The sequence below is a fragment of the Amycolatopsis aidingensis genome, from assembly GCF_018885265.1.
GTDB classification, from domain to species: Bacteria; Actinomycetota; Actinomycetes; order Mycobacteriales; family Pseudonocardiaceae; genus Amycolatopsis; species Amycolatopsis aidingensis.
The window spans coordinates 6,191,155-6,211,612 of record NZ_CP076538.1; the positions used below are offsets into that span (position 1 = coordinate 6,191,155).

Below are 20,458 nucleotides of genomic sequence, written 5' to 3' on the forward strand. Positions count from 1 at the left end.
GCCGATTCGTCATCTCACGGTTAGTCGCGAGACATCGACCGACCGTGAAAGCCCGGTTACGATCTACTTGGGGTAGCTTTGGGTTGTGGCCTGAACACCCATTCGAAGGACGGGTCGCCGGGTCGAACGACCCCCCGTTTACGGCCGCTCCGGTAAACGGCCGATACCACGCACCCGAAGGCTTCGCAGCGTCATTTCGGACGAGCTATCCAAAGGGGTGTAGTAGTCGCGGTCCCGACTCACACAATGGTGTAACGGGACTATCACGGCGCCAAATGTGAGGTAATTTTCAAGTCACCGGAAACACCGCCAGCGCGCGGTGGCTCCGGTAGCCACAATTCCCGACCTAGGAGTGTGCGAAGTGCTGAAGAAGGCCGGTATTGTCACCGCCACCACGGCAGCATTGATGCTGGCGGGTGGCACCGCGTTCGCCGCGCCAGCCCCCACTCAGACCCCGGACGTGGGCACGCACCACGACGAGTTCATCACCTTCTCCGACGCCTACCACCAGTTCATCGAGGGCGGCGCCGCGCTCGGCTACGGCGCTGCCTCCCTGGTCGCGGGCGCCTACACGGGTATCGCGCGGACTCCGCACCTCATCTTGAACCCGCTGGGTGACTGACCGCAGCTGACGGGTGGCCCGCGGGAGAAACCCGCGGGCCACCAGCCCTTTCTACACTCCGTAACGACGGTGTCGGACTGCGTAGTCACGCAGTGCCCGCAGGAAGTCGACCCTGCGAAAAGCGGGCCAGTACGCTTCGGTGAACCAGAATTCCGAATGCGCCGACTGCCACAGCAGAAAACCGGACAAACGTTGCTCACCCGAGGTCCGGATAATCAGGTCCGGATCGGGCTGGTCCGAGGTGTACATATGTTCGGAAATGTGGTCGACGTCCAGAATCTTGGCCAGTTCCCGGATCGGCGTGCCCTCGTCGGCGTGCTGGAGCAGCAGCTTGCGCACGGCATCGGCGATCTCCTGCCGTCCGCCGTAGCCCACGGCGATGTTCACCGCCATCCCATTGCGGCTGTCGGTGCGCGCCGCCGCCCCGGTCAGCCGGGCCGCGGTCTCCGAGGGCAGCAAGTCCAGTGCGCCCACAATGCGTACCCGCCAGGGGTTCTCCGGTTTGGCAAGCTCGTCCACGACCTCGGGAATGATCTCCAGCAGGGCCTCCACCTCCTCGGAGGCCCGGCGCAGGTTGTCCGTGGACAGCAGCCACAGGGTGACCACCTCGACGCCGGCCTCCCGGCACCAGCTGAGGAAGTCGGCGATCTTCTTGGCCCCGACCCGATGGCCGTCGCTGACGTCGGTGAAGCCCGCCTCCCGTGCCCATCTGCGGTTACCGTCGAGCATGATGGCGATATGCCGGGGATTGCGGCCCTCGGCCTGCTGGATCAAGCGCCGTCCGTAGACGCTGTAGACGACGTCGGAGAGAAACGAGCGAAGACTCACGTCACGGCAGCGTACGCACCCCCGCGCGGGGTGGCACGCCCCACTTCATGGCAACGAAACCCTACGGTCCCGTAGCCTGAGGTGCGTGAGCCTAGCGACCGACACCTCACCTGCCGGCCGGTCTCATCCAGCGTCCAACCGTCCCCGGCTGCGGGGGCACATCCATTTCTGGTCGTTCTTCGGCAGCGTGGCCGGAGCGGCGGTGCTGATCGTGCTCGCCTCGTCCACCGTGTCGGCCCTCGCGGGCCTGGCCACGTCCGTCTACGGGCTTACCGTGCTGGGCGTGTTCGGGGTCAGCGCGCTGTATCACCGCCGGATCTGGAGCCCGGCTGCGTACAAGTGGATGAAGCGTGCCGACCATTCGATGATCTTCCTGTTCATCGCGGGCACCTACACGCCGTTCACCCTGCTGGTGATGTCCCAGCCCACGGGATACATCGTGCTGGCCGTGGTCTGGGGCGGCGCGATCGCCGGGGTCGCGATGAAGTTGTTCTGGCCGCACGCGCCCCGCTGGCTCGGCGTGCCGATCTACATCGCGCTGGGCTGGGTGGCGATATTCGTGCTGCCCGAGCTGGCCACCAACGCCGGGGTGGCCGCGCTGGTACTGCTCCTGGTCGGCGGCCTGTTCTACACCCTCGGCGCGGTGTTCTACGCGATCCGCTGGCCCGACTACTGGCCGCAGACCTTCGGTTACCACGAGTTTTTCCACGCCTGCACCGTGCTCGCCGCGATCTCCCACTACATCGCGATCTGGCTCGCCATGTATGCCTAGCGGGCGCTCGCGCTACCCGCTCCGGCACCTGCCCGGTCCGATAGTTCCTCGGCCTTACGCTGCTCCCGGCGTGCCCAGTACAGCGCCTCGTGGTGATGCCCCCGGTCGACCTCGGCGATCATCGTGTACACCGCAGCACTGCGCCGGTAGAACTCGCGCCACGCCGCAGGCGATGCGTCCTGCGATGGCAGCAGGGCGCTCACCGTCTCGTGGGCCTGCATCAACGTCCGCGCCTCCCTCGCCCGGCGCCACCCGTCCTGGCTCGCCGCCTCGGTTCCGTTCCGCACCTGCACCTCCTGTTTGTTACTCACTAGAGTCGTCCGGTCACGGGCCTCGGCACGAGGCCGCGGATGTCGCATCTCGAACATCCCGGCGGCCGCTGAGTCTCATCTTTGTCTCGCCATGGTGGTAAGGTCGTTCCTTCCCAGGATTGAGGCGGGACAAGCTGATGGCAGGCAAGCCAACCGTGCTGAAGGTGCTGCTCCGGCGGCGGCATCTGCAAGGACACCGGACGTTCTGCAGGGAGTACGACAAACTCGCCAAGCAGGTGGAGCCGGAGCTGGCCGGCAGCTGGCCGAGCAAGGCCCAGTTCTACCGCTGGCTGTCCCGCGACCTGCAAGGTCTGCCGTATGCGCACCACTGCCGGATCCTGGAAGCCATGTTCCCCGGCTGGACGGCCGAACAGCTCTTCCAGGAGCATCCGGGCGACAGCGAGTTCGCACCGGAGCCCTCCACCAAGGCCGCACCCCAACCTCCGCACGGGATGGCCGACGTGACGGCCGTCTTCCCGAGCCGCCCCGCATTCGCGCATGAGATCCCGCCGCACAAGCTCTTCGACGGCGCCAAGAAGATCGACCTGGTCGGCCTTTCGCTCAATTTCCTCTGCCAGGGCTACCCGGACCGGTCACTGCTCGACCTGCTCGAAGCCGGAACGGTCGTGCAATGCCTGTTCCTCGATCCGGACGGTCGGTACGTCAGGGAGCGCGAGCGGGAGGAATCGCACCCCGAGGGCGTCCTGTCCACGCTGACCAGGCTGAACATCCAGACCCTTCAGCGGCTCGCGGGCAAGCTCTCGCCGGATGCGCGGGGGAACCTGCGCATCCGCACCTACGACGAGCCGGTGCGGTTCAACATCACCGTGATCGATGACGCCACGTGTGTGGTGCAGCCCTACCTGCCGGACGCGCGAGGAGTCGAGTCGCCGACGTTCGTGGTCGAGAAGCAGGCCGGACCGCCCGCCCTGTTCGAGACGTTCTCGCAGGTCTTCGATTCGATGTGGGCGCGAAGCAAGGAGGTCACCGCGTGCAGGACCTGAACGAGTTGCTGGGCATCGCGCGGGAGGGCGCCGAGATCGGCGCGAAGCTCATGACCACCTTGGCGCCGGGCACGGTCCGCGCCAAGGGCGACCGCGACTACGTGACCGAACTGGACGTCAAGGTCCAGCACGAGATCCGTGACCACCTGCACCGAGCCACGCCCGACGTCGACTTCCTCGGCGAGGAGGAAGGCGGCGGCGTGCTTGACGAGGGCACCGACTATGTCTGGGCACTCGACCCGATCGACGGGACCTCCAACTTCGCGCACGGCATTCCGTTATGTGCCACGTCGCTGGCCCTAGTCCACCGAGGTGAGCCGGTGGTCGGCGTGATCATCGCACCGTTCCTGAACCTGCGCTACCACGCCACCAAGGGCGGCGGAGCGTACTGCAACGACCAGCGCATTCACGCGAGCGAGACGACCGACCTGAGCCGCGCCATCGTCTCCATCGGCGACTACGCCACCGGCCCCGGAGCCGCCGAGAAGAACCGCCGCCGCTTCGCCGTCACGCAGGCCCTGGCCGAGAACGTCGAACGAGTCCGCATGTTCGGCGCAGCCTCCCTCGATCTCGCGTGGGTAGCCGAAGGCCGCACCGACGCCTGCGTGATCCTGTCCAACAAACCATGGGACATGGCTGGCGGAGTGGTGCTAACGCACGAGGCGGGTGCTCGCACAGTGGACGCACAAGGCGAGCAACACGGTTTCAGTTCAGGAGAAACCATCAGCGGGGCCAACGGGCAGATCACCGATCAGATCCGGCTCGCCCTCTACCCCTGAGCCAGTGCCCTGAACGGCACTTTCGAGACGGTCAACGTCGCGAACGGCACATTTGAGCCGTTCAACGTCCCGGAAGCCACGTTCAGGGCTCGTCCGGCAGCATGGGGGTGGCCAGGAACTGGCCGGGGATGGCGAAGGCGTCGACCAGGGTGCGGGCGTGGGGGCGTAGTTCCTGACACAGATCGTTCACGGCGGCGACCACGGCTTTGGCACGGTTCGCGCTGAGGCGGCCGTGTTCGAGGAACCAGGCCCGGTCGGCCTCCACGTTCGCCATGACGTGCAGGTCGCATACGCGCTCCAGCAGGGCACGGGCAGCGGGGTCGCCGCAGCGGTCGATACCTGCCACGAAGCCCTCCAGCACGACCCGGTCGATATGCGCCCTGGCGGCGTGCAGCACGTGGTCCTGGGCGTCGTTGAACACGCGGAACGGGTCGGCGCCGTCGGAGGCCGCGCGGCGGAGCCTGCGGGCCACCCCGTCGAGCAGGTGTTCCTCGCGGTCCTCGAACAGCTTCAGCTGCCAGCCGCGGTCGAACAGGTCGTCCTCATCGTCCCGGCCGGGCGCGGCGTCTATCAGGCGTTCGATGACCTTGCGGGCGGCGGTGCGCTCGATGACGGCGCCGACGAACTGCTCGGCGACGAACCGGGCGGTGGCCATGGTGCCGAGGTCCTCGAAATGGTCCCGGTAACTGGTCAGCAGGCCCTTCGCGACCAGCTGCAACAGTACGGTGTTGTCACCCTCGAAGGTGGTGAACACGTCGGTGTCCGCCTTCAGCCCGGGCAGCAGGTTCTCCGCAAGGTAGCCCGCACCGCCGCAGGCCTCCCGCGCGGCCTGGATGGTGCTGGTGGCGTGCCAGGTGGCCACCGCCTTGATGCCCGCAGCCCTGGACTCGAGCTCACGCTGCCGATGCTCGTCGTAGCTGCCGCCGCTCTGCAGCTCGTCCAGCGCGTCCACCAGTTCCTCCTGCGCGAAATGCAGCGCATAGGTGGTGGCCAGCGCGGGCAGCAGGCAACGCTGGTGGGCGAGATAGTCCAGGATGGCGACCTCGTGCCCGTCCGGGTGCCAGAACTGGCGCCGCGTCTCGCCGTAGCGCACCGCGATCGCCAGCGCCCGCTTGGTCGCGCTGCCCGCGCTGCCCGCCACGCTCACCCGGCCACGGATCAGCGTGCCGAGCATGGTGAAGAACCGGCGGTTGTCGCTCTCGATCGGGCTGGAGTACGTCCCGTCCGGGGCAACCTCGCCGTACTGGTTCAGCAGCGCCGTACGCGGCACCCGGACCTCGTCGAACACCAGCCGCCCGTTGTCCACCCCGTTCAGCCCGGCTTTGCGGCCGCAGTCGGAGATGTGCACGCCCGCGCACGGTTCGCCGTGCTCGTCGCGGATCGGCACCAGGAAGGCATGCACGCCACGGCTGTCTTCCCCGGTGACCAGCTGGGCGAACACCACCGCCATCCGGCCGTCCCTTGCGGCGTTGCCGATGTAGTCCTTGCGCGCCGCCTCATCCGGCGTGTTGATCACGAACTCCTGGGTGTCCGGATCGTAGGTCGCCGTGGTGCGCAGGTGCTGCACATCGGAGCCGTGCCCGGTCTCGGTCATGGCGAAACACCCTGGCAACTCCAGGTCCATGATCGGGCGCAGGTAGCGCTCGTGGTGCTCGGCGGTACCCAGCAGCTGCACGGCCCCACCGAAGAGGCCCCACTGCACGCCCGCCTTGACCATCAGCGACAGGTCACCGAACGCGAGCATCTCGAACGAGGTCAGCGACCCGCCGATATCGCCACCGCCGCCGTACTCCGGCGAGAACCCCAGCCGCGGTCGCCCGGTCCTGGCCAGCTCGTGCAACTGCTCCAGCACCTGCGCGCGGTGCTGCTCGACGTCCAGGTCGTGCGCGTCCCGGAAGCGGGTGTCCGCCATCTCCGCCCGGATCGCCCTGCGGACACCGGCCCACTTGCCGTCCAGTACGGTCGTCAGCACGTTCGGATCGACCGAGGCGGAGACCTCGGGAGTCGCCGTCATCCTGCCCCTCCGATGCGAGTTGATGTTCCTCGCCCAGGATGCCCCAGCCGCGCTCCATTCGCAGAACGAACCGTCCAGGGTCAAGCCCCACACCAATAAATACGTATACCTGATCGTGCACCGGATAAATCAGGGGTCGCCCAATTCTGTTCAGGGTGTTAAGAGGGACTGAGAAACCGCATCGAGCGGGCGGGAGGCCTGATGTCGACCCGAACGGCCGCCGGTGAACCCGGCGAGCGCATGCACTCCGAACTACGCCAGGCATTGCGGAACGGGCCGTTCCCCGCCGCACTGCATCTCGCGATCGAGGCCAGCGGCCTCACTCTCGACCAGCTCCAGGTCTGGCTCGCCGAGCACGGGGCCAGGGTCAGCGTACCCACGCTCAGCTACTGGCGGCGCGGCCGCAGCAGGCCAGAGCGCCCCGGCTCGATCCGCGCCGTCCGGCTGCTCGAGCAGGTACTCGACCTGCCCGCCGACTCCCTGGTCTCGCTGCTGGGCCCGCGCAGGCCGCGCGGCCGGTGGATCGGGCACACCCCCGGCAGCCTGGACGTGGCCATGCTCTGGGACGACTCCCGCCCGATCGAGCTCATGAATGCGGTCGGCGCTCCCCCGCGCAGCGTGCTGAGCAGGATCAGCACCCAGGTCACCATCACGATCGACGGTGAACGGCGGACCAGGTCGGTCCACCTGCGCGAACTGGTACGGGCCAATGTGGACAGGGTGTCCAGCTGCGGGGTGCTCTACTGGGCACACGAGGACCCCGCGAACCCGCCCACGCTGGCCGGGGTCCGGTACTGCCGGGCGGGGCGGGTCGAAGCCGACCGGCCGGTCGGCCTGATCGCGGCCGAGCTGATCCTGGACCGGATGCTGGACGCGGGTGAGCCCGCGCTGCTGGAGTACGAGTGGCACTTCTCCCCTGGCGTGCCGATGGTGAACTACGACCACCGGTTCTCCGAGCCGGTCAAGGAGTACGTCCTCCAGGTGCGGTTCGAGCCGGGCGCCGTGCCCGCGCGGTGCCGCCGGTACGAGCGGCGCACCGTGACCGCACCCGAGCGCGCCGGGCATGACCTGTGGATCGGCGGGTCGAACACCGCGCTGGTCGCCGACTGGGATCTGCCTGCCGGGATCGTCGGCATGCGATGGGACTGGCCTGCCGCCGGTCTGGTGAATTGAGCAGGGGCGCCGTTTAACAATATTGCCGATCCGGATTTACGAACCGATTTAACGAGTCTGTTCCGGCGGTGTTCCACCGACTTACCTTCCTCCGTGGCAATCCTGACCACAGGAGGCAAAGTTGAGAAAGTGGAAATCACGCGCCGGCGCTTCCGCGCTCGCCATCGCGGCGAGCGCCGGCCTGGCGCTCACGCAGGCGGTGACCGCCGCCGCGGCGCAACCCGAACAACCGATCATCGTCAACGCCGAGCACCCGGTCGAAGGGACCTACCTGGTCACCCTGGCCGCGAACAGCCAGGCCGCGCAGTCGGCCGCGGGCACCGAACGGGCCGCGCACACCCTCGTCGAGGAGTACGGGGGCACGCTGGACGCCGTCCTCACCGCGACCATGCGGGGCTATGTGGTGGAGAACCTGCCGAAGCGGCAGGCGCGGCGGCTCGCCGCGGACCCCGGGGTGGCCGAGGTACGGCAGAGCGGCCGCTCCGGCATCGGTGGTCCCGGCGGCACCCAGCAGAACCCCCGGAACTGGGGGCTGGACCGCATCGACCAGCGGGACCTGCCCATGGACGACAGCTACACCTACCCCAATGACGGGGAAGGCACGACCGTCTACATCGTGGACACCGGTATCCGCTACAGCCACCAGGAGTTCGGCGGCAGGGCCTCGTTCGGGGTGGACCTGGATGCCGATCCCAACGGCGGCGAGGACTGCAACAACCACGGCACACATGTCTCCGGCATCGTCGGCGGCGAGACCCGCGGCGTCGCCAAGGCAGTGGACCTCGTCTCCGTTCGCATCCTCGGCTGCGACGGCTACGGCGAGGACGTCGACCTGATCGAGGCCGCCGAGTGGATCACCAAGAACGCGAAGAAGCCCGCGGTGGTCAATCTCAGCGTCTACACCGACGATCCGGACATCGCGGTCGAGGCCATCGGCAACTCGATCTCATCCGGCATCCAGTGGTCGTTGATCACCGGGAACAACGGCGGCGACGCCTGCGACTACGGGCCCGGCGGCCAGATTCCCTCCGCGCTCCAGGTCGGCAACTCGACCAGCAACGACACCCGCCGGTTCGACTCGAACGCCGGCCGTTGCATGGACCTGTTCGCGCCGGGCACGAACATCGACTCGGCTTTCCGCGGCAGCGACTCCTCCTACGGCACGCTCAGCGGTACTTCGATGGCCGCGCCGCATGTGGCGGGCGCGATGGCGCTGCGGCTGCACGACGCCCCGGACAGCAGCCCGGCGCAGTTGCACTCGTGGATCATGGACAACGCGAGCACCGGCAAGCTGTCCGGGCTTTCCAGCGACACCCCCAACAAGCTGCTGTACGTGCCGAACGACGGTTCTCAGCCACCGGGTGACCCGGTCGCCGAGTTCACCGCCTCCTGCTCCGACGATTCGCTGACCTGCACCTTCGACGGCTCCGGGTCCTCCGACCCGGACGGAACCGTCGCCTCCTACGCCTGGGACTTCGGCGACGGGCAGACCGGTGACGGAGCGAGCGTGGAGCACACCTACGCCGAGAAGGGCAGCTACGAGGTCGAGCTCACCGTCACCGACGACGAGGGCAACACGGACACGGCCACCCGGCAGGTGCACGTCGGTGAACCGGGCGGCGGCCAGCAGCCGACGGCGAGTTTCACCGTCCAGTGCCAGGGACTCGACTGCTCCTTCGACGGCACCCGATCCTCTGACCCCGACGGCACCATCGCCTCCTACGCCTGGAACTTCGGCGACGGCACCACCGGCAACGGACCCACCACCACCCACACCTACCCCAGCCAAACCAACAACTACACCGCAACCCTCACCGTCACCGACAACAACGGCAACACCGCAACCACCAACCGCACCATCCAATGCTGGAGCTTCAGCACCAACCAGGGCTTCTGCTTCGGTCACTGAGCCCACCACAACCCCTGCGAAGGACAATCATGAAGCGAATCACGAAGGCCCTGTGCACGGCAGGGCTGGCGGCAGGGCTGGCGGCCGTCGCACCGCCCGCCCTCGCCGACTCGCCAGGGTCCGAGAGTCCGGGCGCGACCCCACAGGTGATCAACGGGACACCGGCCACAGTGGACGAGTTCCCGTTCATCATCTCGCAGCACCGTACCGGCGGCGCGAGGGAGACGGAGCAGTCCTGCACCGGCTCGGTGGTCGCCAAGCGTGCCGTGCTGATCGCCGCGCACTGCAAGTTCGCCCAGGGTGAGCCCAAGTACCTGATCTACGGCCGGGACGACCTCGCGAACACCGGCGAGGGGACCCGGATCGAGATCGCGGAGTACCGGGTACATCCCGATTACAACCCGAACGACGGCTGGCGGACCGGGCACGATGTCGCGGTCATCTTCACCGAGACCGACATCCCGACCCCGGAAGGCATGGTCTACCCCGAGATCGCGGACTCCGGCGATTCGCTGCCGCTGGGCACCGAGGGAACCACGATCGGCTACGGCATGACCGACAAGGACGACAACGAGCGGAACACCCAGCTCTACAAGACGACCCTGCCGACCGTGGACGGGCAGAACTGCAAGAACATCAACTTCCAGTACGACCCCAGGTACATGATGTGCAGCGGCTACGGGGATGGCCGTACCGGCCTGTGCCGCGGCGACAGCGGCGGCCCCTGGCTGCACAACGGCAAGATCTACGGCGTGTTCTCCTGGCTGCGCACCGACTGCGCGTCCTACGACGCGCATGCGCGGATGCACGGCGTGCTGGGTGACTGGGCGAACGAGCAGCTCGGCAACGAGCCACCGGACGACCCGCCGGGTGAGGGCGAGGAGCCGACGGCGAGTTTCACCGTCCAGTGCCAGGGACTCGACTGCTCCTTCGACGGCACCCGATCCACTGACCCCGACGGCACCATCGCCTCCTACGCCTGGAACTTCGGCGACGGCACCACCGGCAACGGACCCACCACCACCCACACCTACCCCAGCCAAACCAACAACTACACCGCAACCCTCACCGTCACCGACAACAACGGCAACACCGCAACCACCAACCGCACCATCCAATGCTGGAGCTTCAGCACCAACCAGGGCTTCTGCTTCAGCAGCTAGCCCCATCCCGGGACTGGGGGAGGCGTGGCAGGGACGCCTCCCCCAGTACCTTCCCCCTGCGCGGGCTCAGCCCAGGTCCGGCCCTTTGGCCCGCAGATCGTCCACTGTGGACATCGCCTGGCGCAGTTCCGCGAGCCATTCCTCGGCATGCTCCCCGACCAGCCGGACCGCCCAGGCGAGCGCGTCCGAGCGGGATCGGGCCACCCCGGCGTCGACCAGCGTGTCCAGCACCTTGCGCTCCGGCTGCCGCAACCGGGTCATCACCGGCGCGGCCAGGGTGGTGAACAGCTCCTCGCTGTCGCCAAGCCGGGCTCCCCATGCGACCTTGCGCTGGTAGCGATGCTCGGCCTGGCGGGCGATCTCGATCCGCTCCTCGCGGGTCTCCTCCCGGAACCGGCTGATCCGGCCGGCCTCGGCGGCGGCGCGGGCGGCCTCGTCGGAGTACTCCTCGGTCAGTGCGGGCAGCTCGCCGACCACGATGATCTCGTCGCGGTCCACGCTCACCTCCGGCGCGCCGGTGAACCACCCGTCCGGCAGCCGCCCGGCGAACCAGGCCGCGGCGTCCTCGGCGCCGGGGACCTCGCCCTGCACGCCACCCTTACCGCGCGAACCCCTGCCGCCGTGCCAGCCCCGTCCCATGTATCCCTCCACGGTGAAGTGCGTCCGCATGGCACCTCCTATGATTACATGATTACGTTGCTACTCACGCTACGCCGAAATTACGCACCCGGCGGCGCCGTTCGCCCCGGGCGGAAACCGCGGTCGAATGACCCTGAACGGCACTTTCCGGACGTTGAACGTCGCAAACGTGGCGTTCGCGACGTTGAACGTCGCCAACGCCACGTTCAGCGCACTACCGGAGGGGTCAGCGGGTGAGGGCGGCGGCGAGGTCCTCCGGGGTGGTCACCGGGCGCTCGCAAACGTAGCCGTAGCACACGTACGCCGCGGGACCGCCGTCCACCAGCGGGCGGTCGGCCAGCAGCGGGACGTCCTCCGCCTCCGGCGAGCCTGCCAGCACGACCGCGCCACCGTGTGCCTCCCGCGCCGCCTCGTGCAGCAGGCCGGCCCGCGCACCGGCATCCGGGCCGACCACGGCCACCTGCACCGGCCCGGCCCGCAGTGCCTCGGCCACCGCCAGCCAGTTCCCCGCGAACCGCGGCACCCGTGCGGCCAGCATGCCCGCCCGCTCCACGGCCTGCTCGCAGGCGTCCCGGTAGCGACCTGCCCGGTCCGTCCCGGCCAGGGCCGAGGCGGTGAGCAACGCGCTCGCCAGCGCGGAGGCCCCGGATGGGCTGGCATTGTCGGTGGGGTCGGATGGCCGTTGCACCAGCGCCTCCGCATCATCGGCGGTGTCGTGGTACGCGCCGGGCTCCGGCGCGGCGAACCGGGACAGCGCCACGTCCAGCAGTTCGGTCGCCGCGGAAAGCCACCTCGGCTCGCCGGTGGCCTGGTGCAGGGCCAGCAGCCCCTCGGCGAGGCAGGAATGGTCCTCCAGCACCCCCGCCGCGGCACCGACGACGCCCTCGCGCGAGCTCCGGCGCAGCCTGCCCGCCACCATATGCTTGTCCAGCAACAACTCCGCGGCCTCCGCCGCCGCGTCGATCCACTGCGGACGGCGTAGCGCGACCCCGGCCTCGGCGAGCGCGGTGATGGCAAGGCCGTTCCAGGCCGCGATCACCTTGTCGTCCCGTGCCGGTTGCGGCCGCAGCTGCCGCGCCTCCAGCAGCGCGGCGCGCACCCGCTCCCAGCGCGGCACGTCCTCCGGGTCGCGCGGCAGCCGCAGGGTGGAGCTGCCGTGCTCGAAACTGCCCTGCTCGGTCACCACGAACAGTTCGGCGGCCCAGGCACCGTCCTCGGCCCCGAGCACCTCGCGCAGCTGCGCGGGCGTCCACACGTAGGTCAGACCCTCCACGCCCTCGGTATCGGCGTCCAGGGAGGCGGCGAACCCGCCCTCGGGGGTACGCAACTCGCGCAGCAGGAAACCGGCGGTCTCATCGGCGATCCTCCTGGCCAGCTCCGAGCCGGTCCGGCGCCCGAGATGCGCATAGGCACGCAACAGCAGGGCGTTGTCGTACAACATCTTCTCGAAATGCGGTACCACCCACCCCGCGTCCACGGAGTACCGCGCGAACCCACCGGCGAGCTGGTCGTAGATACCGCCCCTGGCCATGGCCGTCGCGCAGGATTCCACAAGGGACAGAGCATTCGCCGAGCCGGTGCGCTCGTAGTGCCGCAGCAGGAACTCCAGCACCATGGACGGCGGGAACTTCGGCGCCCCGCCGAATCCGCCGTGCTCCCGGTCGGCCTCGGCGGCCAGTTTGCCGACCGCGGCATCGATGGTCTGCTCGTCCACCCCGGCCGGGCTCAACGGCGCGGTCTGCTCGGCCAGGTGGTCCACGATCTTGGTGGCGCCATCGCGCAGCTCGTCCGCCCGCTCCTGCCAGGCGTCCCGTACCGCCACCAGCAACTGCTGGAAGGAGGGCATCCCGTGCCGCGGCGCCGAGGGGTAGTAGGTGCCGCAGTGGAACGGCTTGCCGTCCGGGGTGAGGAAGCAGGTCATCGGCCAGCCGCCCTGGCCGGTCATCGCCTGGGTGGCGGTCATGTACACGGCGTCGATGTCCGGGCGCTCCTCCCGGTCCACCTTGACGTTCACGAAGTTCGCGTTCATCAGCGCCGCGGTGCCCTCGTCCTCGAAGGACTCGTGCGCCATCACGTGACACCAGTGGCAGGCCGCGTACCCGATGGACAGCAGGATCGGTACGTCCCTCCGCTGCGCCTCGGCCAGCGCCTCGGGACCCCATGGCCGCCAGTCGACCGGATTGTCGGCGTGTTGCAGCAGGTAGGGGCTGGTCGCGGTGGCGAGCTCGTTCGGCATACCTCCAGGGTGGCACGGAAAAACGACCTGTGCGCAAACGCGCCGTCCGGCACACTGGCGCCGTGCTGCTGACGATCACCACCACCCATGAGCCCGCGACCGACCTCGGGTTTCTGCTGCACAAGCACCCGGATCGGGCACAGGCCTTCCCGGTGTCGGCCGGCAACGCACACGTGTTCTACCCGGAGGCAGGCCCGCGGCGCTGCACCGCGGCGCTGCTGGTGGAGCTGGACCCGGTGGCGCTGGTGCGCGGCCGGGCAGGCGGACTGAGTCAGTACGTCAACGACCGGCCCTATGCGGCGGGCTCGCAGCTCGCCGTCGCGCTGCGCACGGTGTTCGGCACGGCGCTGGCGGGGCGCTGCGCGGCGCGGCCGGAACTGGTTGACACGCCGATCCCGCTGGAGATCGCGGTGCCCTCCCTGTCCGCAGGCGGCGGCGCGGACCTGGTCGAGCGGCTGTTCGCCCCGCTCGGCTGGCGGGTAGAGGCCACCCCGGTACCGCTGGACGAGCAGGTCCCCGGCTGGGGTGACTCGCGCTACCTGAGCCTGCGGCTGCGCGGGCAGTCCCGGCTGGCCACGGCGCTCAGCCATCTCTACGTGCTGCTGCCGGTGCTCGACCGCGGCAAGCACTACTGGGTTGGCGAGGACGAGGTGGACAAGCTGCTGCGCGCGGGCGAGGGCTGGCTGGCCGGGCACCCGGAACGAGAGCTGATCAGCAGGCGCTACCTCGCGCACAGCAGGCCGCTGGTGGACGCGGCCCTTTCGCAGCTGGCCGAGTCGGACGACACCCCGCCGGAGGAACTGGACGACGCGCTGGCCGAACCGGCCGTCACGGCGGCACCGGAGGCGGCGGAACCGCTTGCCGTGCAGCGGCAGGGCAGCGTGCTGGCCGCGCTGCGCGCCGCCGACGCCAGGCGGGTGCTGGACCTCGGCTGCGGCTCGGGCATGCTACTGCGGCTGCTGCTGCGCGAACCCTCGTTCACCGAGATCGTCGGTGTGGACGTCTCCACCGCGGCGTTGCGAGCGGCGGAACGCAGGCTCCGGCTGGACCGGCTACCCGAGGCGGCGCGCGCCAGGATCACCCTGCGGCAGTCCGCACTGACCTATGTGGACCCGGCGCTGGCAGGCTACGACGCCGCGGTGCTGATGGAGGTGATCGAGCACGTGGACGAGCAACGGTTGCCCGCGCTCGAACACGTGGTGTTCGCGGCGGCTCACCCGCGCACGGTCGTGGTGACCACACCGAACGCGGAGTACAACGTGCGGTTCGACAACCTGGCCGCCGGCGAGTTCCGGCACGCCGACCACCGGTTCGAATGGCCGCGCTCCCGGTTCCGGGAGTGGGCCGACGGGGTGGCCACCCGGCACGGCTACCGCGTCCGCATCCTGCCGGTGGGCGCGGAGGACCCTGAGGTCGGGCCGCCGACGCAACTGGCAGTTTTCACCGCCGAGGGAGGTGCGGCATGAAGCTCACCGTTCCGGACATGTCGCTGGTGGTGCTGATCGGCGCCTCCGGTTCGGGCAAGTCGACCTTCGCCCGCACCCATTTCGCACCGACGCAGGTACTTTCCAGTGACTTCTTCCGCGGGCTCGTCGCCGACGACGAGAACGACCAGTCGGCGTCGGCCGAGGCCTTCGACGCCCTGCACTACGTGGCAGGCAAGCGTCTCGCCGCGGGCAGGGTGACCGTGGTGGACGCGACCAACGTGCAGCGCGCTTCGCGGGCCGGGCTGCTACGGCTGGCAAGGGAGCACGACGTGCTACCCACCGCCATCGTGCTGGACCTGCCCGAGTCGGTGTGCGTGCGGCGCAACGAGGGAAGGCCGGACCGGGACTTCGGCGCGCAGGTGGTGCGCAGGCACCGGTCCGACCTGCGCCGCTCGCTGAAGCACCTGCAGAAGGAGGGGTTCCGTCGGGTCCACGTGCTGCGTAGCGAGCGGGAGGTGGCCGAGGCCGAGGTGGTGATCGAGCCACTGCGCAACGATCTGCGCGAGCGCACCGGACCGTTCGACGTGCTCGGCGACGTGCACGGCTGCCGCGCCGAGCTGGAGGAGCTGCTCGGCAGGCTCGGCTACCGGATCACCAGGGATGCGGCCGGGCGGGCGAATGGGGCGAGCCACCCGGACGGCCGTACCGCCGTGTTCGTCGGCGACCTGGTGGACCGTGGCCCGGACACCCCCGGCGTGCTGCGGCTGGTGCAGGGCATGGTCGCGGCCGGGGACGCGCTGGTGGTCTGCGGTAACCACGAGCAGAAGCTGGTCCGCGCGCTGCGCGGGCGCAAGGTCACCGTGGCACACGGCCTCGCCGAGTCGCTGGACCAGCTCGCCGTCGAGGACGAGTCGTTCCGGGCCGAGGTGGAGACCTTCTGTGACGGCCTGATCGCGCACTACGTGCTGGACGGCGGCAGGCTGGTGGTCGCGCATGCCGGGCTGCCCGAGCGCTACCACGGCCGTGCCTCCGGGCGGGTGCGCAGCCTGGCGCTGTACGGCGACACCACCGGGGAGACCGACGAGTACGGCCTTCCGGTGCGCTATCCCTGGGCCGAGGACTACCGGGGCAGGGCGACCGTGCTGTACGGGCACACGCCGGTCCCGGAGGCGGAGTGGGTCAACGGCACGATGTGCCTGGACACCGGCTGTGTGTTCGGCGGGAAGCTCACCGCGTTGCGTTACCCGGAGCGGGAACTCGTCTCGGTCGAGGCGCAGCGCGTCTGGTACGAACCGGCGAAACCGCTGCGGCCGGGCACCCCGTCGGCACGGAGCGAGCCCCGGCCACTGGAACTGGCCGACGTGCTCGCGCGACCGGCACCGTCGGCGAGACGATCAGCTGCTGAGCGCGGTGCAGCCCCGCCGGCGAGTGAGGCGATGAACGCGGCGAAACGGGTGATCGAGACCAGGGAGCACGGCCGGATCGGGATCTCGGCCGAGCAGTCGGCGACGGCGCTGGAGGTACTCAGCCGGTTCGCGATGGATCCGGGCTGGCTGCCGTACCTGCCCCCGACGATGGCGCCGAGCGCCACCAGCGGCCGGGATGGCTACCTCGAACACCCGGAGGAGGCATTCGCCGAGTTCCGGGCTGCCGGCGTGGCCCAGGTGGTATGCCAGGAGAAACACATGGGTTCCAGGGCCGTGCTGCTGGTCTGCCGGGACTCCGAGGTGGCGCGGGCCCGGTTCGGTACCGAGGGCCCCGGTGCGGTGTACACCCGCACGGGTCGCCCGTTCCTCGACCCGGAGGGCAACGCCGAACTACTGGCCAGGGTGCGCCGCGCGGCCGAGGCGAGCGGCCTGTGGGCGGAGCTGGACACCGGCTGGCTGTTGCTGGACGCGGAGCTGATGCCGTGGAGCCTCAAGGCCTCCGCGCTGGTCGCCGATCAGTACGCCGCGGTGGGCGCTGCGGCGCAAGCCATGCTGCCCAGCGCCGTGGACGCACTGTCCGCGGCCGAGGCACGCGGGGTCGAGATCGGCGACCTGCTGGCCCGCACCAGGGAGCGCAGGGAGGCCGTGGCGGCTTACCGGACGGCCTATCGGCGCTACTGCTGGCCGACCGAGGGCCTCGCCGGGGTCCGGCTGGCCCCGTTCCAGCTGCTGGCCAGCGAGGGTGCGGCCCACCACCAGCGTCCGCATGACTGGCACCTCGCCAAGGTTGACCGGCTCGCGGCCGCCGATTCGGAGCTGATCGCCCCGACGGCGACCCGCACGGTGGACACCACCGATCCGGAGGCGGTCGCGGCCGCCACCGATTGGTGGGAGGAGCTGACCGCGGCCGGTGGCGAAGGCATGGTGGTCAAGCCTGCCGCCAACCTGACCCGCGGCCGTCGCGGCCTGGTGCAGCCGGGACTGAAAGTGCGTGGCCGGGAGTACCTGCGGATCATCTACGGCCCGGACTACCTGCTGCCGGGCAACCTCGACCGGCTGCGTGCGCGCTCGCTCGGCCGGAAACGGTCACTGGCGTTGCGGGAGTACGCCCTCGGGCTGGAGGGCCTGGAACGCGTCGCACGGGGCGAACCGCTGTGGCGGGTGCACGAATGCGTGGCCGCGGTACTCGCACTGGAGTCCGAACCGGTGGACCCCCGGCTGTGACCGGGCTGCGGAAATCTGAGGAAGGAGCCAACGAACGTGCGCCTCCTGCTCGGTATCGTTCAGCCATCTTCAGTCGCCACCACCGTCCCCGCCGTGTCCACCATCGCCGTCCCCGCCGATGGCCCCGAAACCGAGCCGGTCATCAGGACCTGGCGTGTACTCCGTGCCCGTGTACCCACTCGAAACGCTTCCGGAGCCGCCTTGCGACACCTCGACTCGGAGTGCCAGCGTGCGGCGGGCATGGGCACGGACGGCATCGTCGCCCACGAGTCGTCGGTCGCTGGCGCGGTGGTGCCTGTCCATCAGGTGCCGGAGCGTCCGTTGCCCGGCGATGGTGCGTCGGGGGACGAACCACAGGATCGCCGCTACCGGTATGGCGACGCCGACACCAACCTGTGCGCCCGCATGCGTTCCGTCGGCCACCCAGGTCAGTACCGCCAGGACCGGCATCGTGGCCAGCGCGACACGACTGGCGCGCCAGCGCCATCGGCCGGGCGCCAGGCCGACGGCGGCCAGCCGGCGCTCCAGTTCGGCCAGCTCCCGCCGTACCAGTCGGTGGCGTAGGAGCCCCCTCGGACCGAGCCGGTAGGACAGAGCAGCGTAGACGGCGCGTTCGACGGGATCTTCGATCGGGTTCGGTGGAACGTCCTTGCGACGCGCACCACCTCCGGGAGCCGGCTCGATGAGGCCGTCCGCATCCAGCACCTCCAGCGTCGTCCGCATCGTGCGTCCCGCGCCGTCCCGCAGGAACGCGATCTCGGCTGGAGAAAGGTCCAGACCGCTGCGACGGGCGAACGGGAAGCACCACATGACGGTGACACCCGTGAGCAGAACGAGAACGGTCCACGTTGCGATGACGCCGGTCATCCGGCTTCTCCTCCGCCTCAACGCCCGGATTCGGGTATCCAGGTTATGCGGCGCGGCCAGCCATGCCCAGGTCTACGGCAACGGTGGGGATGCTTGGATACAGCAGCTTCTCCGGGATGATCGGCAGCTCGCGGACCCGCTTGCTTGCCGGCGGCGCGCTCAGCTGCGCTGGCCCTGCTCCTGCTCGGCGGGTTCGGTGTCCCGCTCGGACTCGGCCTGCGGAGCGGCGTCCCCGGCGGGCTCGCCCGCGGAGCCAGGGTCGGAGTCGGCGTCGGACCGGTCGTTCTCGCCCTCGCCCTCCGCGGGCTCATCCTTGTCGAAGCTGGCCGGCAGGCGCTTGAGGTGCTTGGTCATCGAGCGGACCAGCAGCGCGACGGCGATCAGGAAAAGGATCAGCACCAGCAGGCCCACCGGCGAGGACTTGCCGAAGTCCTCGCCCTGGCCGCCGCCGTCTCCGCCGCCCGGTTGCTGCGCGAGCAGCAGGGCGGCGGACTGGACGGGGACCGTAAGCACGGTCAGAAGTCTACCTTTTCCCGGATTCCGGCGAACAGGTCGTCCTCGGGCAGGGTGCTGTCCACCTCGGAACGGACCAGTTCGTACTCCTCGGTGGGCCAGATCTCGCGCTGCAGCCGCAGCGGCACCGCGAACCACCTGCTGTTCGGGTCGATCTGGGTGGCGTGCGCGCGCAGCGCGTCGTCCCGGACCTCGAAGTAGTCGGCGCACTCCACCCTGGTGGTGACCCGTTCCATCACGTCCGTCTTGTTCGGGTCCCACTTCGCCAGCCACTCGCCGTAGGGCGACTCCAGCCCTTCGGCCAGCAGCGCCTCGTGGAACAGCGACATCCGGGACCGGGAGAAGCCGTGCGAGTAGTAGAGCTTCAGCGGCTGCCATGGCTCGCCGGCCGAGGGGAAGCGGTCCGGATCCGGCGCGGCCTCGTAGGCCGCGATGGAGACCTCGTGGCAGCGGATGTGATCGGGGTGCGGGTAGCCACCGTTCTCGTCGTAGGTCACCACCACATGCGGGCGGAACTCACGGATCACCTGGACCAGGGCGGCGGTGGACTCCTCCAGCGGCACCAGGGCGAAGCAGCCCTCGGGCAGCGGCGGCAGCGGGTCGCCCTCGGGCAGCCCGGAGTCGACGAAACCGAGCCAGCGATGCTGCACGCCGAGGATCTTGGCGGCCCGCGCCATCTCCTCCCGCCTGACCTCGGTGATGTTCGCGCGGACCTCGGGGGTGTCCATCGCGGGGTTGAGCGGGCTGCCTGCCTCCCCACCGGTGCAGGTCACCACCATCACCTCATGCCCATCCGCGACATAGCGGGCCATGGTGGCCGCGCCCTTGCTGGACTCGTCGTCGGGATGTGCGTGCACAGCCAGTAGCCGCAGCCCGGCCCCGGCCTGCTCCTCCTGCGTTCCCGTTCGCTCCGACACGCTCCGCCTCGCTTCCGGATTTGTGGCCCCCATGCGGCCGCACGATCGCTCTACGCGGATACTCAACGCTCGAGGACGTCGTGCCCATTCCATTCTCCCAACCCCGCGACCCGACCGATCGGAGGCCTGGCTTGAGCACCCCGGACCGCACCAGGCCCGCCGAGGGGGCGCGCCCCGCGCCGCCGGAGGGCCGCTACGGTCGCGCACGCACCCGCACGCCCAGGACTTGGCGAGTATGGGCCGCGACCTTGATTGCGCTCGCCGTCGGTGGCACGGTCGCCTATGTGGCGTACCAGAACCTGGGTACCGCGCCGATCGAGGCGCAGCGGCTCGGGTTCACCGAGGAGCCCGGAAACGCCATGGAGATCACCATCGGGGTGAACCGGGACGACCCAGGGAGAGCCGGTGTATGCATCGTCCGGGTGCGGGACATCAGCGGGTCGGAAAGCGGCCGCAAGGAGATTCTTGTCCCGCCTGGCGTCGGGGAGGTTTCCACCGTGATCAAAAGCATCAGGCGGCCGGTCACGGCGGACGTTTTCGGCTGCTCATACGACGTACCGCAATATCTGTCAACCCCATAGCGGCCAACGGGGTGAACGGTGCGCCCACTGCCTGGAAAATAACAGTGTAGGC

The 20,458-nt window shown here is 69.4% G+C and carries 18 protein-coding genes; 10 read left to right on the forward strand and 8 right to left on the reverse strand.

Annotated features, from left to right (window positions below):
* The first annotated feature begins 361 nt into the window (after positions 1-361).
* A complete protein-coding gene (locus tag KOI47_RS28190; RefSeq protein WP_216209530.1) occupies positions 362-622 on the forward strand; it encodes a hypothetical protein in 261 nt (86 codons plus the stop codon).
* Between the two features lie 51 nt (positions 623-673).
* Here KOI47_RS28190 and KOI47_RS28195 read toward each other — a convergent pair whose 3' ends face one another.
* Complete coding sequence (locus KOI47_RS28195; RefSeq protein ID WP_216209532.1) at positions 674-1,450, reverse strand: isoprenyl transferase; 777 nt, start codon at positions 1,448-1,450, stop codon at positions 674-676.
* 85 nt (positions 1,451-1,535) lie between these two features.
* On the opposite strand from KOI47_RS28195, the gene trhA reads away from it, so the two are divergent.
* The gene (gene trhA / locus KOI47_RS28200) at positions 1,536-2,222 is read left to right on the forward strand and encodes a PAQR family membrane homeostasis protein TrhA (RefSeq protein ID WP_216209534.1); all 687 of its coding nucleotides are present in this window, start codon (positions 1,536-1,538) and stop codon (positions 2,220-2,222) included.
* Here trhA and KOI47_RS28205 read toward each other — a convergent pair.
* On the reverse strand, positions 2,219-2,509 hold the full coding sequence (locus tag KOI47_RS28205; protein WP_332461428.1) for an AMED_5909 family protein: 291 nt from the start codon (positions 2,507-2,509) through the stop codon (positions 2,219-2,221). The genes trhA and KOI47_RS28205 overlap by 4 nt on opposite strands.
* Positions 2,510-2,670: 161 nt before the next feature.
* Here KOI47_RS28205 and KOI47_RS28210 point away from each other — a divergent pair, with 161 nt between their 5' ends.
* Both KOI47_RS28210 and KOI47_RS28215 read left to right on the forward strand, forming a co-directional pair.
* The gene (locus KOI47_RS28210) at positions 2,671-3,537 is read left to right on the forward strand and encodes a DUF5919 domain-containing protein (RefSeq protein ID WP_216209536.1); all 867 of its coding nucleotides are present in this window, start codon (positions 2,671-2,673) and stop codon (positions 3,535-3,537) included.
* Positions 3,525-4,316, forward strand: a complete 792-nt coding sequence (locus KOI47_RS28215) for an inositol monophosphatase family protein (protein ID WP_216209537.1) — start codon at positions 3,525-3,527, stop codon at positions 4,314-4,316. The genes KOI47_RS28210 and KOI47_RS28215 overlap by 13 nt, the downstream gene beginning before the upstream one ends.
* Before the next feature lie 82 nt (positions 4,317-4,398).
* Here the strand turns inward: KOI47_RS28215 and KOI47_RS28220 are convergent, their stop codons facing one another.
* The gene (locus KOI47_RS28220; RefSeq protein ID WP_216209539.1) at positions 4,399-6,330 is read right to left on the reverse strand and encodes an acyl-CoA dehydrogenase family protein; all 1,932 of its coding nucleotides are present in this window, start codon (positions 6,328-6,330) and stop codon (positions 4,399-4,401) included.
* A 201-nt stretch (positions 6,331-6,531) separates the two neighbouring features.
* On the opposite strand from KOI47_RS28220, the gene KOI47_RS28225 reads away from it, so the two are divergent.
* The 3 genes from KOI47_RS28225 (at position 6,532) to KOI47_RS28235 (ending at position 10,575) form a co-directional block, all read left to right on the forward strand.
* A complete protein-coding gene (locus KOI47_RS28225) occupies positions 6,532-7,503 on the forward strand; it encodes a helix-turn-helix domain-containing protein (protein WP_216209541.1) in 972 nt (323 codons plus the stop codon).
* 121 nt (positions 7,504-7,624) lie between these two features.
* Positions 7,625-9,412, forward strand: a complete 1,788-nt coding sequence (locus KOI47_RS28230) for a PKD domain-containing protein (protein WP_216209544.1) — start codon at positions 7,625-7,627, stop codon at positions 9,410-9,412.
* A gap of 29 nt (positions 9,413-9,441) precedes the next feature.
* Positions 9,442-10,575, forward strand: coding sequence for a trypsin-like serine protease (locus KOI47_RS28235; protein WP_216209547.1), 1,134 nt, complete (start codon positions 9,442-9,444; stop codon positions 10,573-10,575).
* Positions 10,576-10,641: 66 nt separating this feature from the next.
* Here the strand turns inward: KOI47_RS28235 and KOI47_RS28240 are convergent, their stop codons facing one another.
* On the reverse strand, positions 10,642-11,214 hold the full coding sequence (locus tag KOI47_RS28240) for a hypothetical protein (RefSeq protein ID WP_216217611.1): 573 nt from the start codon (positions 11,212-11,214) through the stop codon (positions 10,642-10,644).
* A 226-nt stretch (positions 11,215-11,440) separates the two neighbouring features.
* Positions 11,441-13,450 carry a thioredoxin domain-containing protein gene (locus tag KOI47_RS28245; RefSeq protein WP_216209549.1) on the reverse strand — a complete coding sequence of 670 codons (2,010 nt, stop codon included), beginning with the start codon at positions 13,448-13,450 and terminating at the stop codon, positions 11,441-11,443.
* A gap of 62 nt (positions 13,451-13,512) precedes the next feature.
* Between KOI47_RS28245 and KOI47_RS28250 the strand changes: the two genes are divergently transcribed.
* Together KOI47_RS28250 and KOI47_RS28255 are read left to right on the forward strand one after the other, a co-directional pair.
* Positions 13,513-14,916 carry a 3' terminal RNA ribose 2'-O-methyltransferase Hen1 gene (locus tag KOI47_RS28250; RefSeq protein WP_216209551.1) on the forward strand — a complete coding sequence of 468 codons (1,404 nt, stop codon included), beginning with the start codon at positions 13,513-13,515 and terminating at the stop codon, positions 14,914-14,916.
* A complete protein-coding gene (locus KOI47_RS28255) occupies positions 14,913-17,528 on the forward strand; it encodes a polynucleotide kinase-phosphatase (RefSeq protein WP_216209552.1) in 2,616 nt (871 codons plus the stop codon). The genes KOI47_RS28250 and KOI47_RS28255 overlap by 4 nt, the downstream gene beginning before the upstream one ends.
* A gap of 69 nt (positions 17,529-17,597) precedes the next feature.
* On the opposite strand, the gene KOI47_RS28260 is transcribed toward KOI47_RS28255, so the two are convergent.
* The 3 genes from KOI47_RS28260 to mca form a co-directional block, all read right to left on the reverse strand.
* Entirely contained in the window at positions 17,598-18,395 is a 798-nt protein-coding gene (locus KOI47_RS28260) for a TIGR04222 domain-containing membrane protein (RefSeq protein ID WP_216209555.1), read from the reverse strand.
* A gap of 159 nt (positions 18,396-18,554) precedes the next feature.
* A complete protein-coding gene (locus KOI47_RS28265; RefSeq protein ID WP_408629854.1) occupies positions 18,555-18,908 on the reverse strand; it encodes a hypothetical protein in 354 nt (117 codons plus the stop codon).
* Positions 18,909-18,910: 2 nt separating this feature from the next.
* Complete coding sequence (gene mca / locus KOI47_RS28270) at positions 18,911-19,825, reverse strand: mycothiol conjugate amidase Mca (protein ID WP_269756666.1); 915 nt, start codon at positions 19,823-19,825, stop codon at positions 18,911-18,913.
* Between the two features lie 131 nt (positions 19,826-19,956).
* Here mca and KOI47_RS28275 point away from each other — a divergent pair, with 131 nt between their 5' ends.
* Complete coding sequence (locus KOI47_RS28275) at positions 19,957-20,406, forward strand: DUF4307 domain-containing protein (protein WP_216209559.1); 450 nt, start codon at positions 19,957-19,959, stop codon at positions 20,404-20,406.
* The last annotated feature ends 52 nt before the right edge of the window (positions 20,407-20,458 follow it).